Source organism: Ruegeria sp. SCP11, from assembly GCF_040329455.1.
GTDB lineage: Bacteria > Pseudomonadota > Alphaproteobacteria > Rhodobacterales > Rhodobacteraceae > Ruegeria > Ruegeria atlantica_E.
Genome location: NZ_JBDZYG010000010.1, coordinates 204,873 through 219,057 on the forward strand (window position 1 = coordinate 204,873; position 14,185 = coordinate 219,057).

Genomic DNA, 14,185 nt, shown 5'->3' on the forward strand with positions numbered 1-14,185 from the left:
ACCTACTCGCCCTTCACCTTGACGTACGTTTCATCCATTCTCCACGAACGGTCGCACGGTCCCTTGCGACGACGCGCTCCTCCTGCGATTGCGCCTGCATGCCGTGTCTCAAAGCGGTTCAGCTCGGTGTGAATCGCCGCAACCCTTCGCTCGTGCATGATCTCTTCCAGATCGCGATAGGACACACCGTAACGGACATACAAGAATGCCGCGAATAGGCTCACATCCTTCGGGTGCTGTGCGGCTTGGAGTGAAAACCTGAACGACCTGCGACCAGCAATACCGATAGCCGTTGGCTCGCTACATTGGTAACCGTCAACGGTCTAAAACTTTGCAGCATATCCAATGTTTAGACCGGAAGCCAAGGTTTGTCAGTCTTGAACTAGATGGAGTTTGGCCCGTATGGCAACCTTGCAACCGCATCCCACTACAAGCTCCACGTTCCTTAAACCCTCAAACCAAAAAACAACTGCACCGAAGTTTGCGGTTCTCTAGACAGGGTGCACTCGCATCACATTGAAGCAGCGTTCGGGAAGTATATCGCAACTGCCCCCTGAAGGTCGTCATTGGATTCAAAATGAGCGCTTAAGTAATTGGCAAGGGCCAGACTTTGGAACTCTTCCTGTATAAATCTCAAGGTTTTTTCAGAGATAGGAAAATGAAACTCTTGCAAGCAACCTGAAAAAGCATCGGCCCCCGTAATTCCAGAATTAATCATTTCGAAAATCATATCGTCAGCCGCGCAATGGGGCATATCGATTTCACTTTCGAGCACTTTACGCTTTTTTTTATGTGAAAACCCAGTGATCTTAACTCTAACGTTTGAAGTCTGTTTCATAACATTCTGCTTTTATTTTTTGCCCAGCAGGCTCTCGAAGTCGGGAACCTACCGCGTCAAGGCTGGTCTGCTCTCCCCTAGCACCATCCGATGGTGCGCCATTTAGTGCTGTGCTGCAAGGAGGCGCTGGCGCCTTTTGGCTCTCAACAACTATGCTTCGTTGCAAGAAAGCGCAGCTTGTTCTAGCCCCTTTAGTAAAGTAGTGGGGAAACATGACTTTTGAAACAAGACAGTAACCAAATGAGACAGGCACAGGCGGAACGGTGGGCATTCCTGCACGAGGTTCTCCCCATAGAGCGCAACCCGGTTGTCGTCGATGTCGGCGCAAATCCTTTGGAAGACCCAGCCTATAAACCCTTGATGACTCAAGGATTTTGCGATGTGATCGGCTTCGAGCCGCAAGAAAGCGCCTATCAGGAGCTGTTGGAGGTTAAGGGAGACAATGAAACTTACTTCCCCCTGGCATTGGGGGACGGAACAGAGGCTACGCTCAATATCTATGCCGGGTCCGGCTTGTCTTCCATTTTCCCATTGAGTGAAAAGACCCGCGCGTTTCTGGGCCGCTCTAAGCGTGCAGCGAAGCAGCTGAATTCAGTCAAGATGCGGACGGCGCGGCTGGATGATATCGCAGAAATTACCCATTTGGACCTGTTGAAAATCGACGTTCAAGGCGCCGAGGTTGCCATTTTTAAGAATGGCCGCGAGAAGCTTCGTGATGCGGTCATGATCATTTCGGAAGTCCGGTTTTACGAGCTTTATGAGGATGAACACCTGTTTGACGAACAAATCAGGGTGCTTCGGGGTATGGGATTTTCGATTCACAAGTTCATGACGCTGAAGTCCAACCCCGTTGACAGTTCTCATATCAGCCATCTCAGGAAAAGACGCGTTGGCAGCCAGCTTTTGGATGGCGATTGTGTCTTTCTAAAAGACTTGCGTGATGTAGAGACCGTTTCGGACGAGCAGCTTTGCTGCATTGCCTTGCTGGCAGATGCAGTGGTGGAGAGTTTCGACGTCACGCTCAAATGCCTTGATGCGCTTCACAAGCGCAAACGCTTGGACGTCAGCGTGCTTGACAAATACGTGGATATGCTGCCGGGCCGCGTAAAGGCCGACCCCCAAAAGAAGCTTGATCTTTCATGACCCTGAAGGTGCGTGACATTGAGCTCTCGGGGTTTGTTTTACCCTATGATGACGACCGGCTGATGCGCCGGGACATCCACGAAGACATTGCTGACCCGGAAAGTTATTACAAAAGATATGATCAAAAAACACTTTTTTACGATTGTTTTCTTGATCAAACCGGAACCCAAGTCATCTTGCTTGGGCCGCAGCTTCTTAATCTGAGCCGGCTCCTTGAGGAAACCGATTTCCGACTGGATGGGTTGCTGGTTAAGCCGCTGGCTGTTGAAAAACTCTCAAGATGCTCGGTCGTGACACTGCCGACGGCGGGCAGAACGCCCAGCGTCTTGACACTCAGCCATGACAGGTTTGGCAGCAACATTCCGGTTGGCGCGTCTTTCATTGAGGCGTATCGCGATACCAACGCGCTGTTCGCTCTTTCCAAAAACAACAAGCTCTCGTGGATTCAGGATTGGCTGTACTACAACCATAAGGTCCATGGGGCGAATGCGGTTGTATTTGCGGATAATGTGTCGACTGATTACAGCCGTGAAGAACTCGTTCGCGCCATTGCCGAGGTCGAGGGCATAGAACAGGCAACGGTGGTTCGGGCCCGGTACCGGTTTGGTCCTACGCAAGAAAAATATGACAACGCTTTGTTTCTACAGCGCTCATTGGCGGAGCTTTTCCGCCGTCGTTTTCTAGGGGCTGCGCGGGCCGTCATAAACACTGATATCGATGAGCTTTTCCATTCGAAATCAGGTCGTTCGATTTTTGACGCAACTGCCACAAGTGAAAGCGGTTATGTCCGCGCCGACGCCCGTTGGGTGTATGTCGATAACATCAAAGGTGAGTTTCTGCCGCGGCACCGGCATCACGGGTTTGTCACCAAAAGGGGCCGGCCGAAATCCAACAGGAAATATGCCGTCGCGCCGACCGGGGCGCAGGCGGGACGCCAGTGGCTAACCCATTTCATTCAGAGCCGCCGCGACCCGGTCGACCCGGATTTTGAACTTTGGCATTTTCGCAACTTGAATACTGGCTGGAAAGAGGACCGCAGCATCGGCAGTCAGGCGCTTGAGGCGTATCCGCCCTTGCAAGACGCGATGTCAGCCGTTTTTGGAGGTCGCGGGAACCGGCCGCCGCTGGTTCCCCTGAGCGGGCGCCACAAAGCAGATCGGCACAAGTTGATTGTGACCGCGATGAAAAACGAGGCGTCCTATATTCTGGAATGGCTAGCGTATCACCGTGCGATCGGGTTCAATAATTTTCTAGTGTACACCAACGATTGCAGTGACCATACCGTCCAGCTTCTGAAAGCGCTGCAAGCAAGAGGGTATCTGTCGCATGAAGAAAACCGCGTTTTGCGCCGGGGACCTCAGAAAAGCGCACTAAAGTATGCGCGCGAGCACCTAGATGTGGAACAGGCAGATTGGATTCTGGTCTCTGACATCGACGAGTTTCTGAACATTCATATCGGTAGCGGCACCGTAGATGAATTGATTGACAGTCTTCCGGGCGCGGATGCCATTCCTGTGACTTGGAAACTGTTTGGGTGCGGCGATGTGATCGAATACGCCGATCAACCGGTTATCAGTACATTCTTTGACAGTGAACGCTCCATCGGTGCCGGCGGCGTAGAGAACAGGTTTGCGAAAACGCTGTTCCGGCCAACCGAGGATGTCGAGCGGTTCGGCACCCATGGCCCCATAGTCGCTGCGGATGCGGATTTCGTCTGGATGTCGCCCAGCGGGCGCATATTAGGGGAAGACGACAACCTGACTCGCCCTGTCCGCAACTTTTCTTATGAAGCGGCCCAAGTGAACCATTACGCTGTCGGATCTGTTGATGCTTTCCTCGTCAAGCGTGACCGCGGACGGGTAAACCACTATCGGCAAACGATGGACGTGGATTACTGGGATAAGATGAATAAATCAGGCGCCAAGGACACCAGTATCTTGCGACACCGTGACGCCATGTTGGCAGAAATGGATGCGATGCTCGCAGATTCAAAGATCAAAACGCTGCATGACAAAGGGGTCGCATGGCGCCGGGCAAAAATCGCGGAACTGAAAGACGATCCGATTTTTGCAGAAATGCGTTCCGCGATCATGACTAAGTTGCGCGACGGAGACTGAGTACATATCAAACAGAATTCAAAGCTGGTCTGCTGTAAAGTTTTGAACGGGCCAAACTGCCTCGGCGACTTTAAACAAACTAAGCTGCTGATCAAGCAAAACGATCTGACCACCAGGACTCTCTGAAACCTAAACTATGCTCAGAAGCATCCCAAATGCGGACTGGCTGCTCAGGAATCGTGGCTATGATGCCGACTGGTTCCGGGATGCGTTGAAATACAAATGGATAGAGATCGGTGATCGTGGCTTATTGCTTTTGGGGTGCGGCAAGATGGGATCGGCTCTATTAAACGGATGGCTCAATGCCGGGTTGGAGCCCGAACAGATCATCGTCCTGGACCCGCGTCCATCAGACTGGCTGGAGGGCCTTGTGGGACGCGGTCTGCGATTGAACCAACAACCAGATGAGCCGCCTGCTGTTGCGGTAATTGCGACGAAGCCTCAGGTCATGACTTCCGCTTTGTCGGACCCGAGTTTGCATGGGTTCGGGCAAACTCTTTTCGTATCGGTTGCCGCTGGCACTTTGATTTCGACATATGAAGAGTTGCTGGGTCCGCAGACACCAATTGTACGCACAATGCCAAACACACCTGCATCGGTCGGTTCTGGCATCACCGCGCTTGTCGGCAATGCATGCACTACCGTCAGTCATATGGAACTTGCAATACAATTGATGCAGGCAGTTGGAGAGACCGTGGTCCTAGAAGATGAAAAAATGCTTCACGCAGTGACGGCGATTTCTGGAAGTGGTCCGGCCTATGTGTTTGCGATGACAGAGGCATTGGCAGAAGCCGGGAGACAATTGGGTTTGGCTCAAGAAGTTGCGGCCAAACTGGCATCTGCAATGGTTTCGGGGAGCGGCGATTTGATGCGGCTCAGCCCAAACTCACCTGCCGAACTTCGAAATCAGGTTACATCCCCAAATGGAACAACTGAAGCCGGCCTGCATGAGTTTAGGTCCCTTGATAAAGGGGTGCTCCCGCTCATTCTAAGGACTGCGCAGGCTGCTCATAGTCGCAGTATCGAGCTGTCTCAAAACAAACACGGGACGTGATGTCCAAAGCGTTCTGCGTAGTTCATAGCGGTGCTTCGAAATTAATCCACTCACGTGACGTTCTGTATTCAATGTAAGGCTTGAGGCGAGTTGTACGTATAAAAACGACAGGTTTCTTGAGCCTAAGTCAATGATAGGAAGCAAATGCAACGTCTGCTTAAGGGACGCTGCGATGCAGCGGTGCGAACAATTTTGAGTGTCTGCAAAGGGCCGCGTTCACCTATTCAAGCCCGCTGTGCGCAAACCCTGTTGATAGCGCTTATGATCCTCCGATCGCGCGAATGGGTGCGCGCGCTCTGCCAACTGAAGAGAGGCGCCGGGTTCAAGACGCTTTAGGTCGAGAACAGCCTGCCTCGCCTCATCGAGCTTGCCGCAAATGGCATTGTTCACGGCAAGATCAAGATAAGAGCTGCTGCGGTTTGGCTGGACCCGGATTGACGCCTCGGCCCACACGATGGCTTCTTCATATCGGCCTGCAACAAATCCGCAGAGTGAGCGAATGGAATACCACAAAGCCAACAAAGGATCGCGCGGGCTGAGCCTGATCGCGGCCATGATGTTGCTGAGGGCTTCTTTGCTGTCGCCCAGGTAAACCTGGGATCTGGCAAGTAAAGCATAGGCATGAGGGTCGTTGGGGTTTAGCGATATGGCATCCCGCAACTTCATCACAGCGTCGTGATGATTGCCTGAAAACAAATCCGCTGCACCAAGTAGGGCCATCGCATACGCGTCGCGGCCGCTCATCGAAACCGCCCGTTGCGCCAGTCTTACCGCTTCGGACTTGGAAGCGTCAGGATCATCACTCCAGCCGTTCACGCATTGCATCAGATGCGTAAATGACAAATCCGCCAGCCCGAATGAGCTTTGCGGGTCCAGATCGACGGCTTTCAGCAATAGGTTCTGGGCTTCGGCTATGTCTGCTTTTGTGAATTGTGAGAGATGCCAGTGAGCGCGCGCGGTCAGTTCCCAGGCGTCCATCCCGGGTATCACCTTGCGCCGTGCCCGACGCATTTCAGCAGACAGGTATTCAGGTGCGACGGTGCCCACAATTCTTTTTGTGACCTCGTCCTGCAGATCGAAGATGTCTTCAATCACACCCTCAAATCGTTCGGTCCAGACGTAGTGGTTTGCAACGGCGTCGATCAGTTGCGCTGAGACGCGAACCCTGTTTCCGACCCTTCGAACGCTGCCCTCAAGAACGTATTGCACTCCCAGTTCCCGGACGATTTGCTCTATCCCGACAGTACGACCTTGGTAGGAAAAGCTTGTATTTCGAGAGATCACGAAGAACCAGTGAAACTTGGACAGCGCAGAAATGATATCTTCGGCGATACCTTCGGCGAAAAATGTCTGATCTGCATCGTCGGACAAATTCTCGAAGGCCAAGACCGCAATCGAAGGTCGTTCCGGTAACTCAAAAAGGTGCCTCTGGATGGCTGATGCTGACATTCCCCAACCATAGGCGACCAAAGGCTCTGCAATGTTTTTGAGTTTTTGAGAGCCAAGACAAGTGAACCGATTTGAAAGCTTAGCATCAATGCTGCGCCGCGCAGTTTCGGAAATCACGAGTGAACCGGGTTCAGCCAGGTCCTGAAGACGTGCGGCCACGTTGACGCCGTCGCCATAGACGTCTCCATCGGCAAAACTCGCATCGCCGCTGTGCAATCCTATCCTCAACGTGAACTGAGGATCATTGCTCAGTTCGTTTTGGACAGCCATTGCGCACTCGATGCCACTGACCACGCTGGGAAATTCAACCAGCCAGCCGTCGCCCATGCTTTTTACCACCCGGCCGCTGTGCTCACCAACTTTTGGAACAAGAATGTCGATTCGAAAACGGCGCAGCGCGGTCAATATGGCGGCTTCATCCTCCCCCATGAGTTTGGAGTAGTTTGCCACGTCCGCAGCCAGAATAGCGGCCAGCCTTCGTTCGAAGAAGTTTGACATGGATGAAGCATAGTCGACGGCAGGCGAATAGGAAAATTTAGCGGTGTCGGTAGCTGAGGAACAAAATGTTTGAACGTTTTGTTGAGCTTAGTCGCACGTCATTGGCGGTTCGGCGAGTTGTCGCTGGTCGAAGGCTTGACCCGCGCGGAGGTTGAGAACATCATCGCCTCGGTGAGAGAATTGGAACAAGACAACGGGATGAGCTGAGCGGTGCTTTTGGACAATCGCAGATGGATCGGGCTGATGCTCGTCGCGGCCGGCGTGTTCGCCGCTGCTCTGCTTTTGTCCGGCGGTGTTGCTGAGGCCCATGGAAAACATGAGCCCTCCGTGGTGTCTGTCGAAGTTCAAACGCACGCTGAACATGCTGCAGAGGACCATCAGGGCCATTGTCACGGTGGGGCGTTCTGCAGCGGTCCTGCGATCGTCCAACTGTCGAATCTGAACGCGGATTTATTCGGATGCAGTGAACGGTATGGACTGCCGCGCGCGACGGAAGGCATCCCGGTTGTTTCGAATTTTGATCCGCCCCCACCCAAATCCCTGATCTGATCCGTATCCGCACACGCCCTTTGGCGTGATGAGATAACTCAGACGGGGAAAACCGATGAAAACTGAAAAACTGTTGCTGGGCGCGGTGGTTGCGTCCGTTCTGGTTGTGGCAAGCCAATCGGTGTTTGCGCATGGCGGTGCCACCGGCGTTGTCAAGGAACGCATGGATGGCATGGGCGTGATGAAAGAGGCGATGAAAGTGCTGACGCCAATTATGCGGGGTCAGGTAGACTATGATGCTGCTGTGGTGCGCGAACGGTCTGAGGATATCAGCCGCCATGCGGGCGAGGCGCTGACCAGACTGTTCCCCGAAGGCAGCCTTGATGCACCATCAGAGGCGAAACCTGAGATCTGGCAGGATTGGGAGGCGTTTTCGGCCCTTGCCGATCAGTTACGTGTGATGGCGGACGGATTGGCGGAAGCTTCCGAAAACGGATTGATGATGGCGGGCGAAGCACCAGCAGTCGGCGATATGATGGGCGGTCAGGGCGGCTCAATGATGGGTGGCAGCACGATGGGAACCGGTGTAGGCGCCAATATGATGGACCTGTCGCAGATGCCGGCCGACCGTGTTTTCACTATGATGGGACAGGTCTGCTCGGCCTGCCATACACGCTTTCGGGTCGAGAAATAGGCCAGGATGATGCGTATGTTCTGTCGTCTGGGGCTGGCTGGGGCTGTTATCGCCGCAGTTAGCCTTGTCGGCCTGATGGCCTGGCCGATCGGCCAGCCGCTCGCGCCCATAACCCTCAAGGGGGATGTTGACCGCGGTGCCTATCTGGCCCGCGCCTCCGGCTGCATCGCGTGTCATACCGATTTCGCGAAAGGCGGAGCGCCACTGGCGGGCGGAGTGGCGTTGGAAACCCCGTTTGGCACGCTGTATTCGCCGAACCTCACCACCGACCCTGACCACGGGATCGGAGGTTGGCGCCAGGCACAGTTCGCTCGCGCCGTCCGCGAAGGGGTCTCGCCTGACGGGCATGCCTACTACCCGGCCTTCCCTTATCCTTTCTATGCCAATTTCTCGGATCAAGAGATTGCCGATCTCTGGGCCGCCTTCCTAATCGTGCCACCGGTCGCCGAACCATCGCGCCCACCTGAGATGGTCTTTCCGTTCAACCAACGCTGGGGGTTGAAACTTTGGCGCGCCACCTATCTGGAGTCTCCACGGACAGGACCGGTGGCGGGTAAGGACGCGGTATGGAACCGCGGTCGCGAACTGGTCGAAGGCGCCGGCCATTGCGCGGCCTGCCATACGGCGCGCAACCTCGCTGGCGCGCGCAAATCCGACACGGAACACTTCCTGGGCAATAATGCGCTGCCCGGCGGAGAGAAAGCGCCAGCCATCGATCACCTGACATTGGCGGGCAAGGGATGGGACGTGGCCAGCCTGGCCTATGCCCTGCGCACCGGCATCACGCCCGAAGGGGATGCATTTGGCGGATCCATGGGCGAGGTCGTGATTTACGGCACAAGTTTCCTGACAGAGGCCGACCAGATGGCTATCGCGACCTATCTGATGGACGAACATGAAGGGGGATGAGGCAATGAAAACCGAAACAATCTTTGCATTTGTCCTGGCCGGGATTGTCGTCACCGGTGCTGCGGTCGTGTGGCTCGCGCCGTCAAGCACGCAGGCGGGTCCGCCGGTGCAGCCGAAAGAGTCCGATATTGAAGAGGGCGCGGTGCTCTATGCCGAATTCTACGCCTCCTGCCACGGCGCTGAACTGGAGGGGCAGCCCAATTGGAGCGCTCCAAATGAGGATGGCACCCTTCCTGCTCCGCCTCACGACGAGACCGGTCATACCTGGCATCACGGGGATGCGCTGCTGTTTGACTACACCAAACAGGGCGGTGAAGCGGCGCTGGAAGCCCGCGGCGTGTCCAATTTTGCCAGCGGCATGCCGGGGTTCGGAGACAGCCTGAGCGATCAGCTGATCTGGGACATCCTGGGCTATATCAAATCCACGTGGCCACAGCGCATCCGCGAGATGCAGGCGGTGCGCACCGAAAGCGAACAGATGCAAGGCGGCTCGTGAGCGCCCGCTTGACACATATCATGACAATTGCCCGCGGTTTCGGTCACAAGAACCGTCGTCACACCGCAGGCGCGAAAACGGAAAGGAAATGAAATGACCACCCCGATACTCGGCCGCCGCCTCTTCCTGGCTGGCCTCGGTGCCTCCGGCATCGCTCTGGCCTCACCAGCCCTGGCAACTGCCAAACCGCGGGTAGAGGTCCTCAAAGACCCCAACTGCGGGTGCTGCGGCGCCTGGATCGACATCATGCAGCGCGAAGGGTTCGAGATGGAGGTGCAGAACGCCTCATGGGAGACCTTGTCGCACTATAAAGCCACCAAGGGTGTCTCGGAGGAGATGGCCTCCTGTCACACCGGCCTGGTCGAGGGATACGTCATCGAAGGCCACGTGCCGCCAACCGATATCCGGCGCCTTCTGGCCGAGCGCCCGGATGCGGTGGGGCTGTCCGTTCCCGGTATGCCCTTTGGCTCGCCCGGCATGGGGCCGGAGAGCGAACGGGAGGCCTATTCGGTCTTCCTGATCCGCAAGGATGGCACCACAGAAGTGTTCAACCACTACGCGGCGGCCTGATCGGCGGTCTCCAACCTAAGAATACCACGGTAGGGGTGCTTGCCCCTTTTTGGAGATTTCGGGGCGTCAGCAGTTATTCCTTTTGTCGCTCTATACTTCCTTGCTTTGGAGCCTCCGGTGAAACCAAGGAGTATCACCGGGGTGATTTCGCCCAAAGAACTATGGGTGGTCTTGCGCAGTTTGCAGTCGAGAAAGCATTGGGCAGGAAACATTTCCGCTGTCACAGTTTGTCGTGAGTTCAATCAGTGCGGCTTCCAGACGTCGAAGCTCGCTTATCTTGTCGCGCACTTTGAAAATATGGAGCTCAGCCATATCTTTAACGGTTTGGCAATCTTCACCGCCGCCCTCAGACAAATCAAGGAATGTCTTTGCATCTGCGAGCGGGAACCCCAAATCGCGACACTTTCTCAGAAAGCGAAGTCTGCCAACGTCATGAGCCGAGTAGAGGCGACGATTGTTGGGAGCCCGCTCGGGTTTTGGTACAATTCCTTCACGTTCATAGTAGCGGATCGTTTCAATCCCAACGCCGCTTTGTCGGGAGGCCTCTCCAATCGCAATCATGTGAAGCTTCCCTTCTTGATCCTGTAGTAACTACAGAAGTTATACAGGCAACAGCCATAACTGCAACGCAGTCCATGGCGACCATTGGAGGGACGGAGTGCATAAATACCTTGGCCTCAGTTACATTGGATCGTTGTCGGCCCTGGGTGTGGCGACCTGCTGCGTCTTACCTATGGTTATGATGTTGCTGGGGTTGGGTGGCAGTTGGCTGGCTGTTTTCGGTGAAATTGCAGCGGCAAGTTTCTATGTGCTGACCATTTCAACTGCGCTGGTAGTGGTATCGTGGCTGGTTTCTCACCGACGCGGATCGATGGCGCGACTGAAATGGTGGCTTGTCGGAAGCACAGCAATGACGTGCTTGGCATGGGCAATCGTGCTCAACGAGGCCCAGATCAACGATTACCTAATCATGCGGATGTAAGATCATGTCAGAACAAACCGTTGTGCGGGAAAGCACACTGACCTGTCCAGAATGTGGACACAAAGAAACTGAGAAAATGCCGACTGACGCCTGCCAGTGGTTCTACGAATGCAAGTCGCGCAAGGCAGTGTTGAAGCCACTCGAAGGTGAATGCTGCGTATACTGCTCCTACGCCACCGTATCATGCCCGCCCATTCAGATGGGCGACAGCTGTTGCGGATAGATTGAAAGACGTTTTCTTACGCTGCCTTCGTCCAAATCAATAAATGCTGCCAAGTCCACCGCAGCCTGGTTCGACGCATGTTCTGCAGGATAACTCGCAGGCGCAGCGAACGGCAGGTTCGACGAGTTGCAGCGCAGCGACCGAGTGTGATGGTCAACGGCAGCTTTGGGCCGTCCATGAGGATAGCGTGGCTTGTTGTTCGGCCGATGCTGCGCTGTCTCCAAGGTCTGGAACGAGCCCGTTGCAGCCTTTACTATATCCAACGAAGGTTGCTGGTAAGTTCTATTGGCGATCATTCCGATCGTAGTGGTGTTTCCAGGCAAGAATGCAAATGCGGACGTTCCATAGGGATTTGTTCTGCAAGTACCCGGAACAGACTGTTGCCGCCGCTGACTTGCCCGCAACTACTCAGTTGTTCCTTCAGGCAACCCGGCTTTCAGCAATCCGTCAAGATAGCGCTCCAAATCGCCTGTGTTCTTAAAATAGGGCAGGTTCTCTCGAAGTTGAGCGATTGTTAAATGAGGCAGCAATTCCAGAAGCTTTCCGCGTGCGGCTTCTGCTTCTGCAAACTGCCCCAAATTTCCTGCACTCGCGGCAAGCGTACGATACCCGCCCGGAAACTGAGGGTTTGCCTCAACGGCTTTTCTCGCCCACCCGACAGCTTCCTCATCCAAGCCAGCCACAAAAGCGGCAATTGACAAATAGCCATACCAGGTCGCGATATGAACGTCGCGCGGGCTTAGACGAAATGCGGCTTCATACTGTTCGAGCGCTGCATCATATTTGCCCGCAACCCCGAGAGCTGCCCCCAATAGAGCAAGATTTTCAGCTTCTTTCGGGTTGGCGGCGACGGCACGCTCGTAGTACCCGAGCGCGGCGTCGTGGTTGTTCGAAAAGAAGTGGACGAGCCCTATCGACCTGAGCGCTTGAGAATCCTGACTATCCAACGCGAGACCACGTTCCGCGCTGAGGAGGGCCTCCTGAAACGACTCTTCTCGCGACTCGCTCCAGCCAAAAAAGCCGTCCATCAGATACGTCACAGCCAAAACACTATGAGAGTTTGCCTGGTTCGGTTCTAAGTCGATGGCTTGACGCAGAAACTGTTGCGCTTTGGCATTGTCGTCTTTGGTATAGCGCAGTAAGTGCCAGTAGCCGCGCATGAAGGCGTCCCAAGCATCGAGATTGTGCGTTTCCATTCGCTGAGCGCGCTTAAGTTCTGCGGAAAGGTATTCGGGGGCGACCGATGTGACGATACGCTGGGTGATCTCGTCCTGGACTTGAAAGATTTCCTGTAACTCTCGGTTGTATCGCTCCGCCCATATGTGTTTGTCCGCGAGTGCGTCGACAAACCGGGCCGTGATCCGGAGGCTGTCGCCGGATTTTCGGACGCTGCCCTCCAGAATGTACTGAACTCCAAGTTCGCGTGCGGCATCCTTAATGTCCACAGAGACGTCCTTGTACGCAAAGCTGGAGTTGCGACTGATGACAAAGAAAAGCCCGAAATCGGATAGATCTGAGATGATGTCCTCGGTCATCCCGTCCGCGAAATACTCCTGCTCCATGTCGCCACTCATATTTGCGAAGGGTAGTACCGCAATCGAGGGTTTATCAGGTAGAGGCAGTGCCGAGCTCGCAACTGGAACTTGTTCTTGATTGGACGCCCATGGTTTTTGCCACGCGATACCAAATGCCCCGCCAACAAGTGCCAGAATGGCGAAGGTTATAGCCGTGGGGAGCCAGCGCGCCAGCACCGGCCTTGCCACGCCAACAACCTTTCCTGCATCCTCCGGCCCCAAGAGCACCCTGTATGCGCGAACCGGCTCTGCAATGTTCTTGACTTTAAGCGCGCCGAGCGACTCGAAACCGGCGCCAAACTTAGTTTTGACTTGGTCGAACGCCGTTCCCGATATGCAGATGCCGCCTGGATCAGCCAGGGCCTCAAGACGCGCCGCAATATTGACGCCGTCGCCGTAGATGTCGTCGTCTTCAACGACAATGTCGCCGAGATTGATCCCCATGCGAAATTCAATGCGGTCGTCCTCGGAGAGTTCGGCATTGTAGGCGGCTACGTCGCGCTGGACAGTCACAGCGCAACTTATGGCCTCGACGACGCTTGCAAATTCGACGAGCGCGCCGTCGCCCATGAGCTTTACAACGCGACCGCGATGTTCGGCGATCTCCGGATGGATGATTTCGCTGCGCAATTCTTTGAGGCGGGTAACAGTCCCTTCCTCGTTGGCCTCAGTCAGGCGGCTGAAGCCAACAACGTCGGCTGCGAGTATGGCGGCTAGGCGGCGCTCCATTGACCACCCTCCCTAGCTACAGATTCTAGCGTATCAGCCTCGAAGAATCCATTGCCGGTGAGAAAATGCAGTCATCGTTCGGTGATATATTGTGGCTACATGACCAACTTCTGGTCTCCGAAATTCCCATAGCAATTGTTTTTAGCCTCGATAGAAGTCGTGACGAGGAAGCACCATCTGGCATCTCGATTTCCAAGGCCCCTTTTGTTGCGCACAGTCGGCCTTGGGAAACGCTTTGATCTCGTACGTGCAGCAAATGGCAGCTTCGGTGAAGCTGCACTGCGGCACCGCCTGGCAAGATGAATGACTGGTTTGGGCCGCCTGTGAAAGCGACCCAACTGCACTAGATTTCAATGGCTTCGGCGATAGCTAGAGCGTCTTCAAGTTCGACGCCCAGATATCTAACTGTGCTGTCCATCT

At 54.9% G+C, this 14,185-nt stretch carries 16 protein-coding genes and 3 pseudogenes; 12 read left to right on the top strand and 7 right to left on the bottom strand.

The window, feature by feature from the left end:
• Window positions 1–5: 5 nt before the first annotated feature.
• Window positions 6–281: pseudogene (locus tag ABLN94_RS16560) on the bottom strand (hypothetical protein); the annotation flags it as partial.
• 230 nt (window positions 282–511) lie between these two features.
• Window positions 512–838, bottom strand: a complete 327-nt coding sequence (locus ABLN94_RS16565) for a hypothetical protein (RefSeq protein ID WP_352994337.1) — start codon at window positions 836–838, stop codon at window positions 512–514.
• Window positions 839–1,078: 240 nt separating this feature from the next.
• Here ABLN94_RS16565 and ABLN94_RS16570 point away from each other — a divergent pair, with 240 nt between their 5' ends.
• From ABLN94_RS16570 to proC, 4 genes and pseudogenes are all read left to right on the top strand, one after another.
• Entirely contained in the window at window positions 1,079–1,981 is a 903-nt protein-coding gene (locus tag ABLN94_RS16570) for an FkbM family methyltransferase (RefSeq protein WP_352994339.1), read from the top strand.
• Window positions 1,978–4,098 carry a glycosyltransferase family 2 protein gene (locus tag ABLN94_RS16575; protein WP_352994341.1) on the top strand — a complete coding sequence of 707 codons (2,121 nt, stop codon included), beginning with the start codon at window positions 1,978–1,980 and terminating at the stop codon, window positions 4,096–4,098. Before ABLN94_RS16570 ends, ABLN94_RS16575 begins: the two co-directional genes overlap by 4 nt.
• A gap of 136 nt (window positions 4,099–4,234) precedes the next feature.
• Window positions 4,235–4,327, top strand: a pseudogene (locus ABLN94_RS16580) (IS5/IS1182 family transposase); the annotation flags it as partial.
• Window positions 4,328–4,354: 27 nt separating this feature from the next.
• A complete protein-coding gene (gene proC, locus ABLN94_RS16585) occupies window positions 4,355–5,152 on the top strand; it encodes a pyrroline-5-carboxylate reductase (RefSeq protein WP_352994375.1) in 798 nt (265 codons plus the stop codon).
• Between the two features lie 216 nt (window positions 5,153–5,368).
• Here the strand turns inward: proC and ABLN94_RS16590 are convergent, their stop codons facing one another.
• A complete protein-coding gene (locus ABLN94_RS16590; protein WP_352994344.1) occupies window positions 5,369–7,099 on the bottom strand; it encodes a tetratricopeptide repeat protein in 1,731 nt (576 codons plus the stop codon).
• An 81-nt stretch (window positions 7,100–7,180) separates the two neighbouring features.
• Here ABLN94_RS16590 and ABLN94_RS16595 point away from each other — a divergent pair, with 81 nt between their 5' ends.
• From ABLN94_RS16595 to ABLN94_RS16620, 6 genes are all read left to right on the top strand, one after another.
• Window positions 7,181–7,306, top strand: coding sequence for a hypothetical protein (locus tag ABLN94_RS16595; RefSeq protein ID WP_352994347.1), 126 nt, complete (start codon window positions 7,181–7,183; stop codon window positions 7,304–7,306).
• Window positions 7,307–7,342: 36 nt separating this feature from the next.
• Window positions 7,343–7,648 (top strand): hypothetical protein, encoded by a 306-nt coding sequence (locus ABLN94_RS16600; protein ID WP_352994349.1) that lies wholly within the window; start codon window positions 7,343–7,345, stop codon window positions 7,646–7,648.
• Between the two features lie 55 nt (window positions 7,649–7,703).
• Window positions 7,704–8,282: a c-type cytochrome gene (locus tag ABLN94_RS16605; protein ID WP_352994352.1), complete on the top strand. Its 579-nt coding sequence runs from the start codon at window positions 7,704–7,706 to the stop codon at window positions 8,280–8,282.
• 9 nt (window positions 8,283–8,291) lie between these two features.
• Complete coding sequence (locus ABLN94_RS16610; protein WP_352994378.1) at window positions 8,292–9,191, top strand: cytochrome c; 900 nt, start codon at window positions 8,292–8,294, stop codon at window positions 9,189–9,191.
• 4 nt (window positions 9,192–9,195) lie between these two features.
• A complete protein-coding gene (locus tag ABLN94_RS16615) occupies window positions 9,196–9,687 on the top strand; it encodes a c-type cytochrome (RefSeq protein ID WP_352994354.1) in 492 nt (163 codons plus the stop codon).
• A 93-nt stretch (window positions 9,688–9,780) separates the two neighbouring features.
• Window positions 9,781–10,257, top strand: a complete 477-nt coding sequence (locus tag ABLN94_RS16620) for a DUF411 domain-containing protein (RefSeq protein ID WP_352994356.1) — start codon at window positions 9,781–9,783, stop codon at window positions 10,255–10,257.
• Between the two features lie 159 nt (window positions 10,258–10,416).
• Here the strand turns inward: ABLN94_RS16620 and ABLN94_RS16625 are convergent, their stop codons facing one another.
• On the bottom strand, window positions 10,417–10,818 hold the full coding sequence (locus tag ABLN94_RS16625) for a MerR family transcriptional regulator (protein WP_352994357.1): 402 nt from the start codon (window positions 10,816–10,818) through the stop codon (window positions 10,417–10,419).
• Window positions 10,819–10,915: 97 nt separating this feature from the next.
• Between ABLN94_RS16625 and ABLN94_RS16630 the strand changes: the two genes are divergently transcribed.
• Complete coding sequence (locus ABLN94_RS16630) at window positions 10,916–11,239, top strand: hypothetical protein (RefSeq protein ID WP_352994359.1); 324 nt, start codon at window positions 10,916–10,918, stop codon at window positions 11,237–11,239.
• Window positions 11,240–11,315: 76 nt separating this feature from the next.
• Window positions 11,316–11,462 carry a GDCCVxC domain-containing (seleno)protein gene (locus ABLN94_RS16635; protein ID WP_425328920.1) on the top strand — a complete coding sequence of 49 codons (147 nt, stop codon included), beginning with the start codon at window positions 11,316–11,318 and terminating at the stop codon, window positions 11,460–11,462.
• Here ABLN94_RS16635 and ABLN94_RS16640 read toward each other — a convergent pair.
• From ABLN94_RS16640 to ABLN94_RS16650, 3 genes and pseudogenes are all read right to left on the bottom strand, one after another.
• Window positions 11,435–11,725, bottom strand: a complete 291-nt coding sequence (locus ABLN94_RS16640) for a hypothetical protein (protein WP_352994379.1) — start codon at window positions 11,723–11,725, stop codon at window positions 11,435–11,437. The genes ABLN94_RS16635 and ABLN94_RS16640 overlap by 28 nt on opposite strands.
• A 141-nt stretch (window positions 11,726–11,866) precedes the next feature.
• On the bottom strand, window positions 11,867–13,765 hold the full coding sequence (locus ABLN94_RS16645; RefSeq protein WP_352994364.1) for an adenylate/guanylate cyclase domain-containing protein: 1,899 nt from the start codon (window positions 13,763–13,765) through the stop codon (window positions 11,867–11,869).
• Window positions 13,766–14,108: 343 nt separating this feature from the next.
• Window positions 14,109–14,185: pseudogene (locus tag ABLN94_RS16650) on the bottom strand (integrase); the annotation flags it as partial.

Excerpts from the sequence above, each read along its gene's own strand:
- ABLN94_RS16565 (WP_352994337.1), bottom strand. The coding sequence starts at position 838 with ATGAAACAGACTTCAAACGTTAGAGTTAAGATCACTGGGTTTTCACAT.
- ABLN94_RS16570 (WP_352994339.1), top strand. The coding sequence starts at position 1,079 with ATGAGACAGGCACAGGCGGAACGGTGGGCATTCCTGCACGAGGTTCTC.
- ABLN94_RS16575 (WP_352994341.1), top strand. The coding sequence starts at position 1,978 with ATGACCCTGAAGGTGCGTGACATTGAGCTCTCGGGGTTTGTTTTACCC.
- ABLN94_RS16590 (WP_352994344.1), bottom strand. The coding sequence starts at position 7,099 with ATGTCAAACTTCTTCGAACGAAGGCTGGCCGCTATTCTGGCTGCGGAC.
- ABLN94_RS16600 (WP_352994349.1), top strand. The coding sequence starts at position 7,343 with ATGCTCGTCGCGGCCGGCGTGTTCGCCGCTGCTCTGCTTTTGTCCGGC.
- ABLN94_RS16605 (WP_352994352.1), top strand. The coding sequence starts at position 7,704 with ATGAAAACTGAAAAACTGTTGCTGGGCGCGGTGGTTGCGTCCGTTCTG.
- ABLN94_RS16610 (WP_352994378.1), top strand. The coding sequence starts at position 8,292 with ATGCGTATGTTCTGTCGTCTGGGGCTGGCTGGGGCTGTTATCGCCGCA.
- ABLN94_RS16615 (WP_352994354.1), top strand. The coding sequence starts at position 9,196 with ATGAAAACCGAAACAATCTTTGCATTTGTCCTGGCCGGGATTGTCGTC.
- ABLN94_RS16620 (WP_352994356.1), top strand. The coding sequence starts at position 9,781 with ATGACCACCCCGATACTCGGCCGCCGCCTCTTCCTGGCTGGCCTCGGT.
- ABLN94_RS16625 (WP_352994357.1), bottom strand. The coding sequence starts at position 10,818 with ATGATTGCGATTGGAGAGGCCTCCCGACAAAGCGGCGTTGGGATTGAA.
- ABLN94_RS16635 (WP_425328920.1), top strand. The coding sequence starts at position 11,316 with ATGCCGACTGACGCCTGCCAGTGGTTCTACGAATGCAAGTCGCGCAAG.
- ABLN94_RS16645 (WP_352994364.1), bottom strand. The coding sequence starts at position 13,765 with ATGGAGCGCCGCCTAGCCGCCATACTCGCAGCCGACGTTGTTGGCTTC.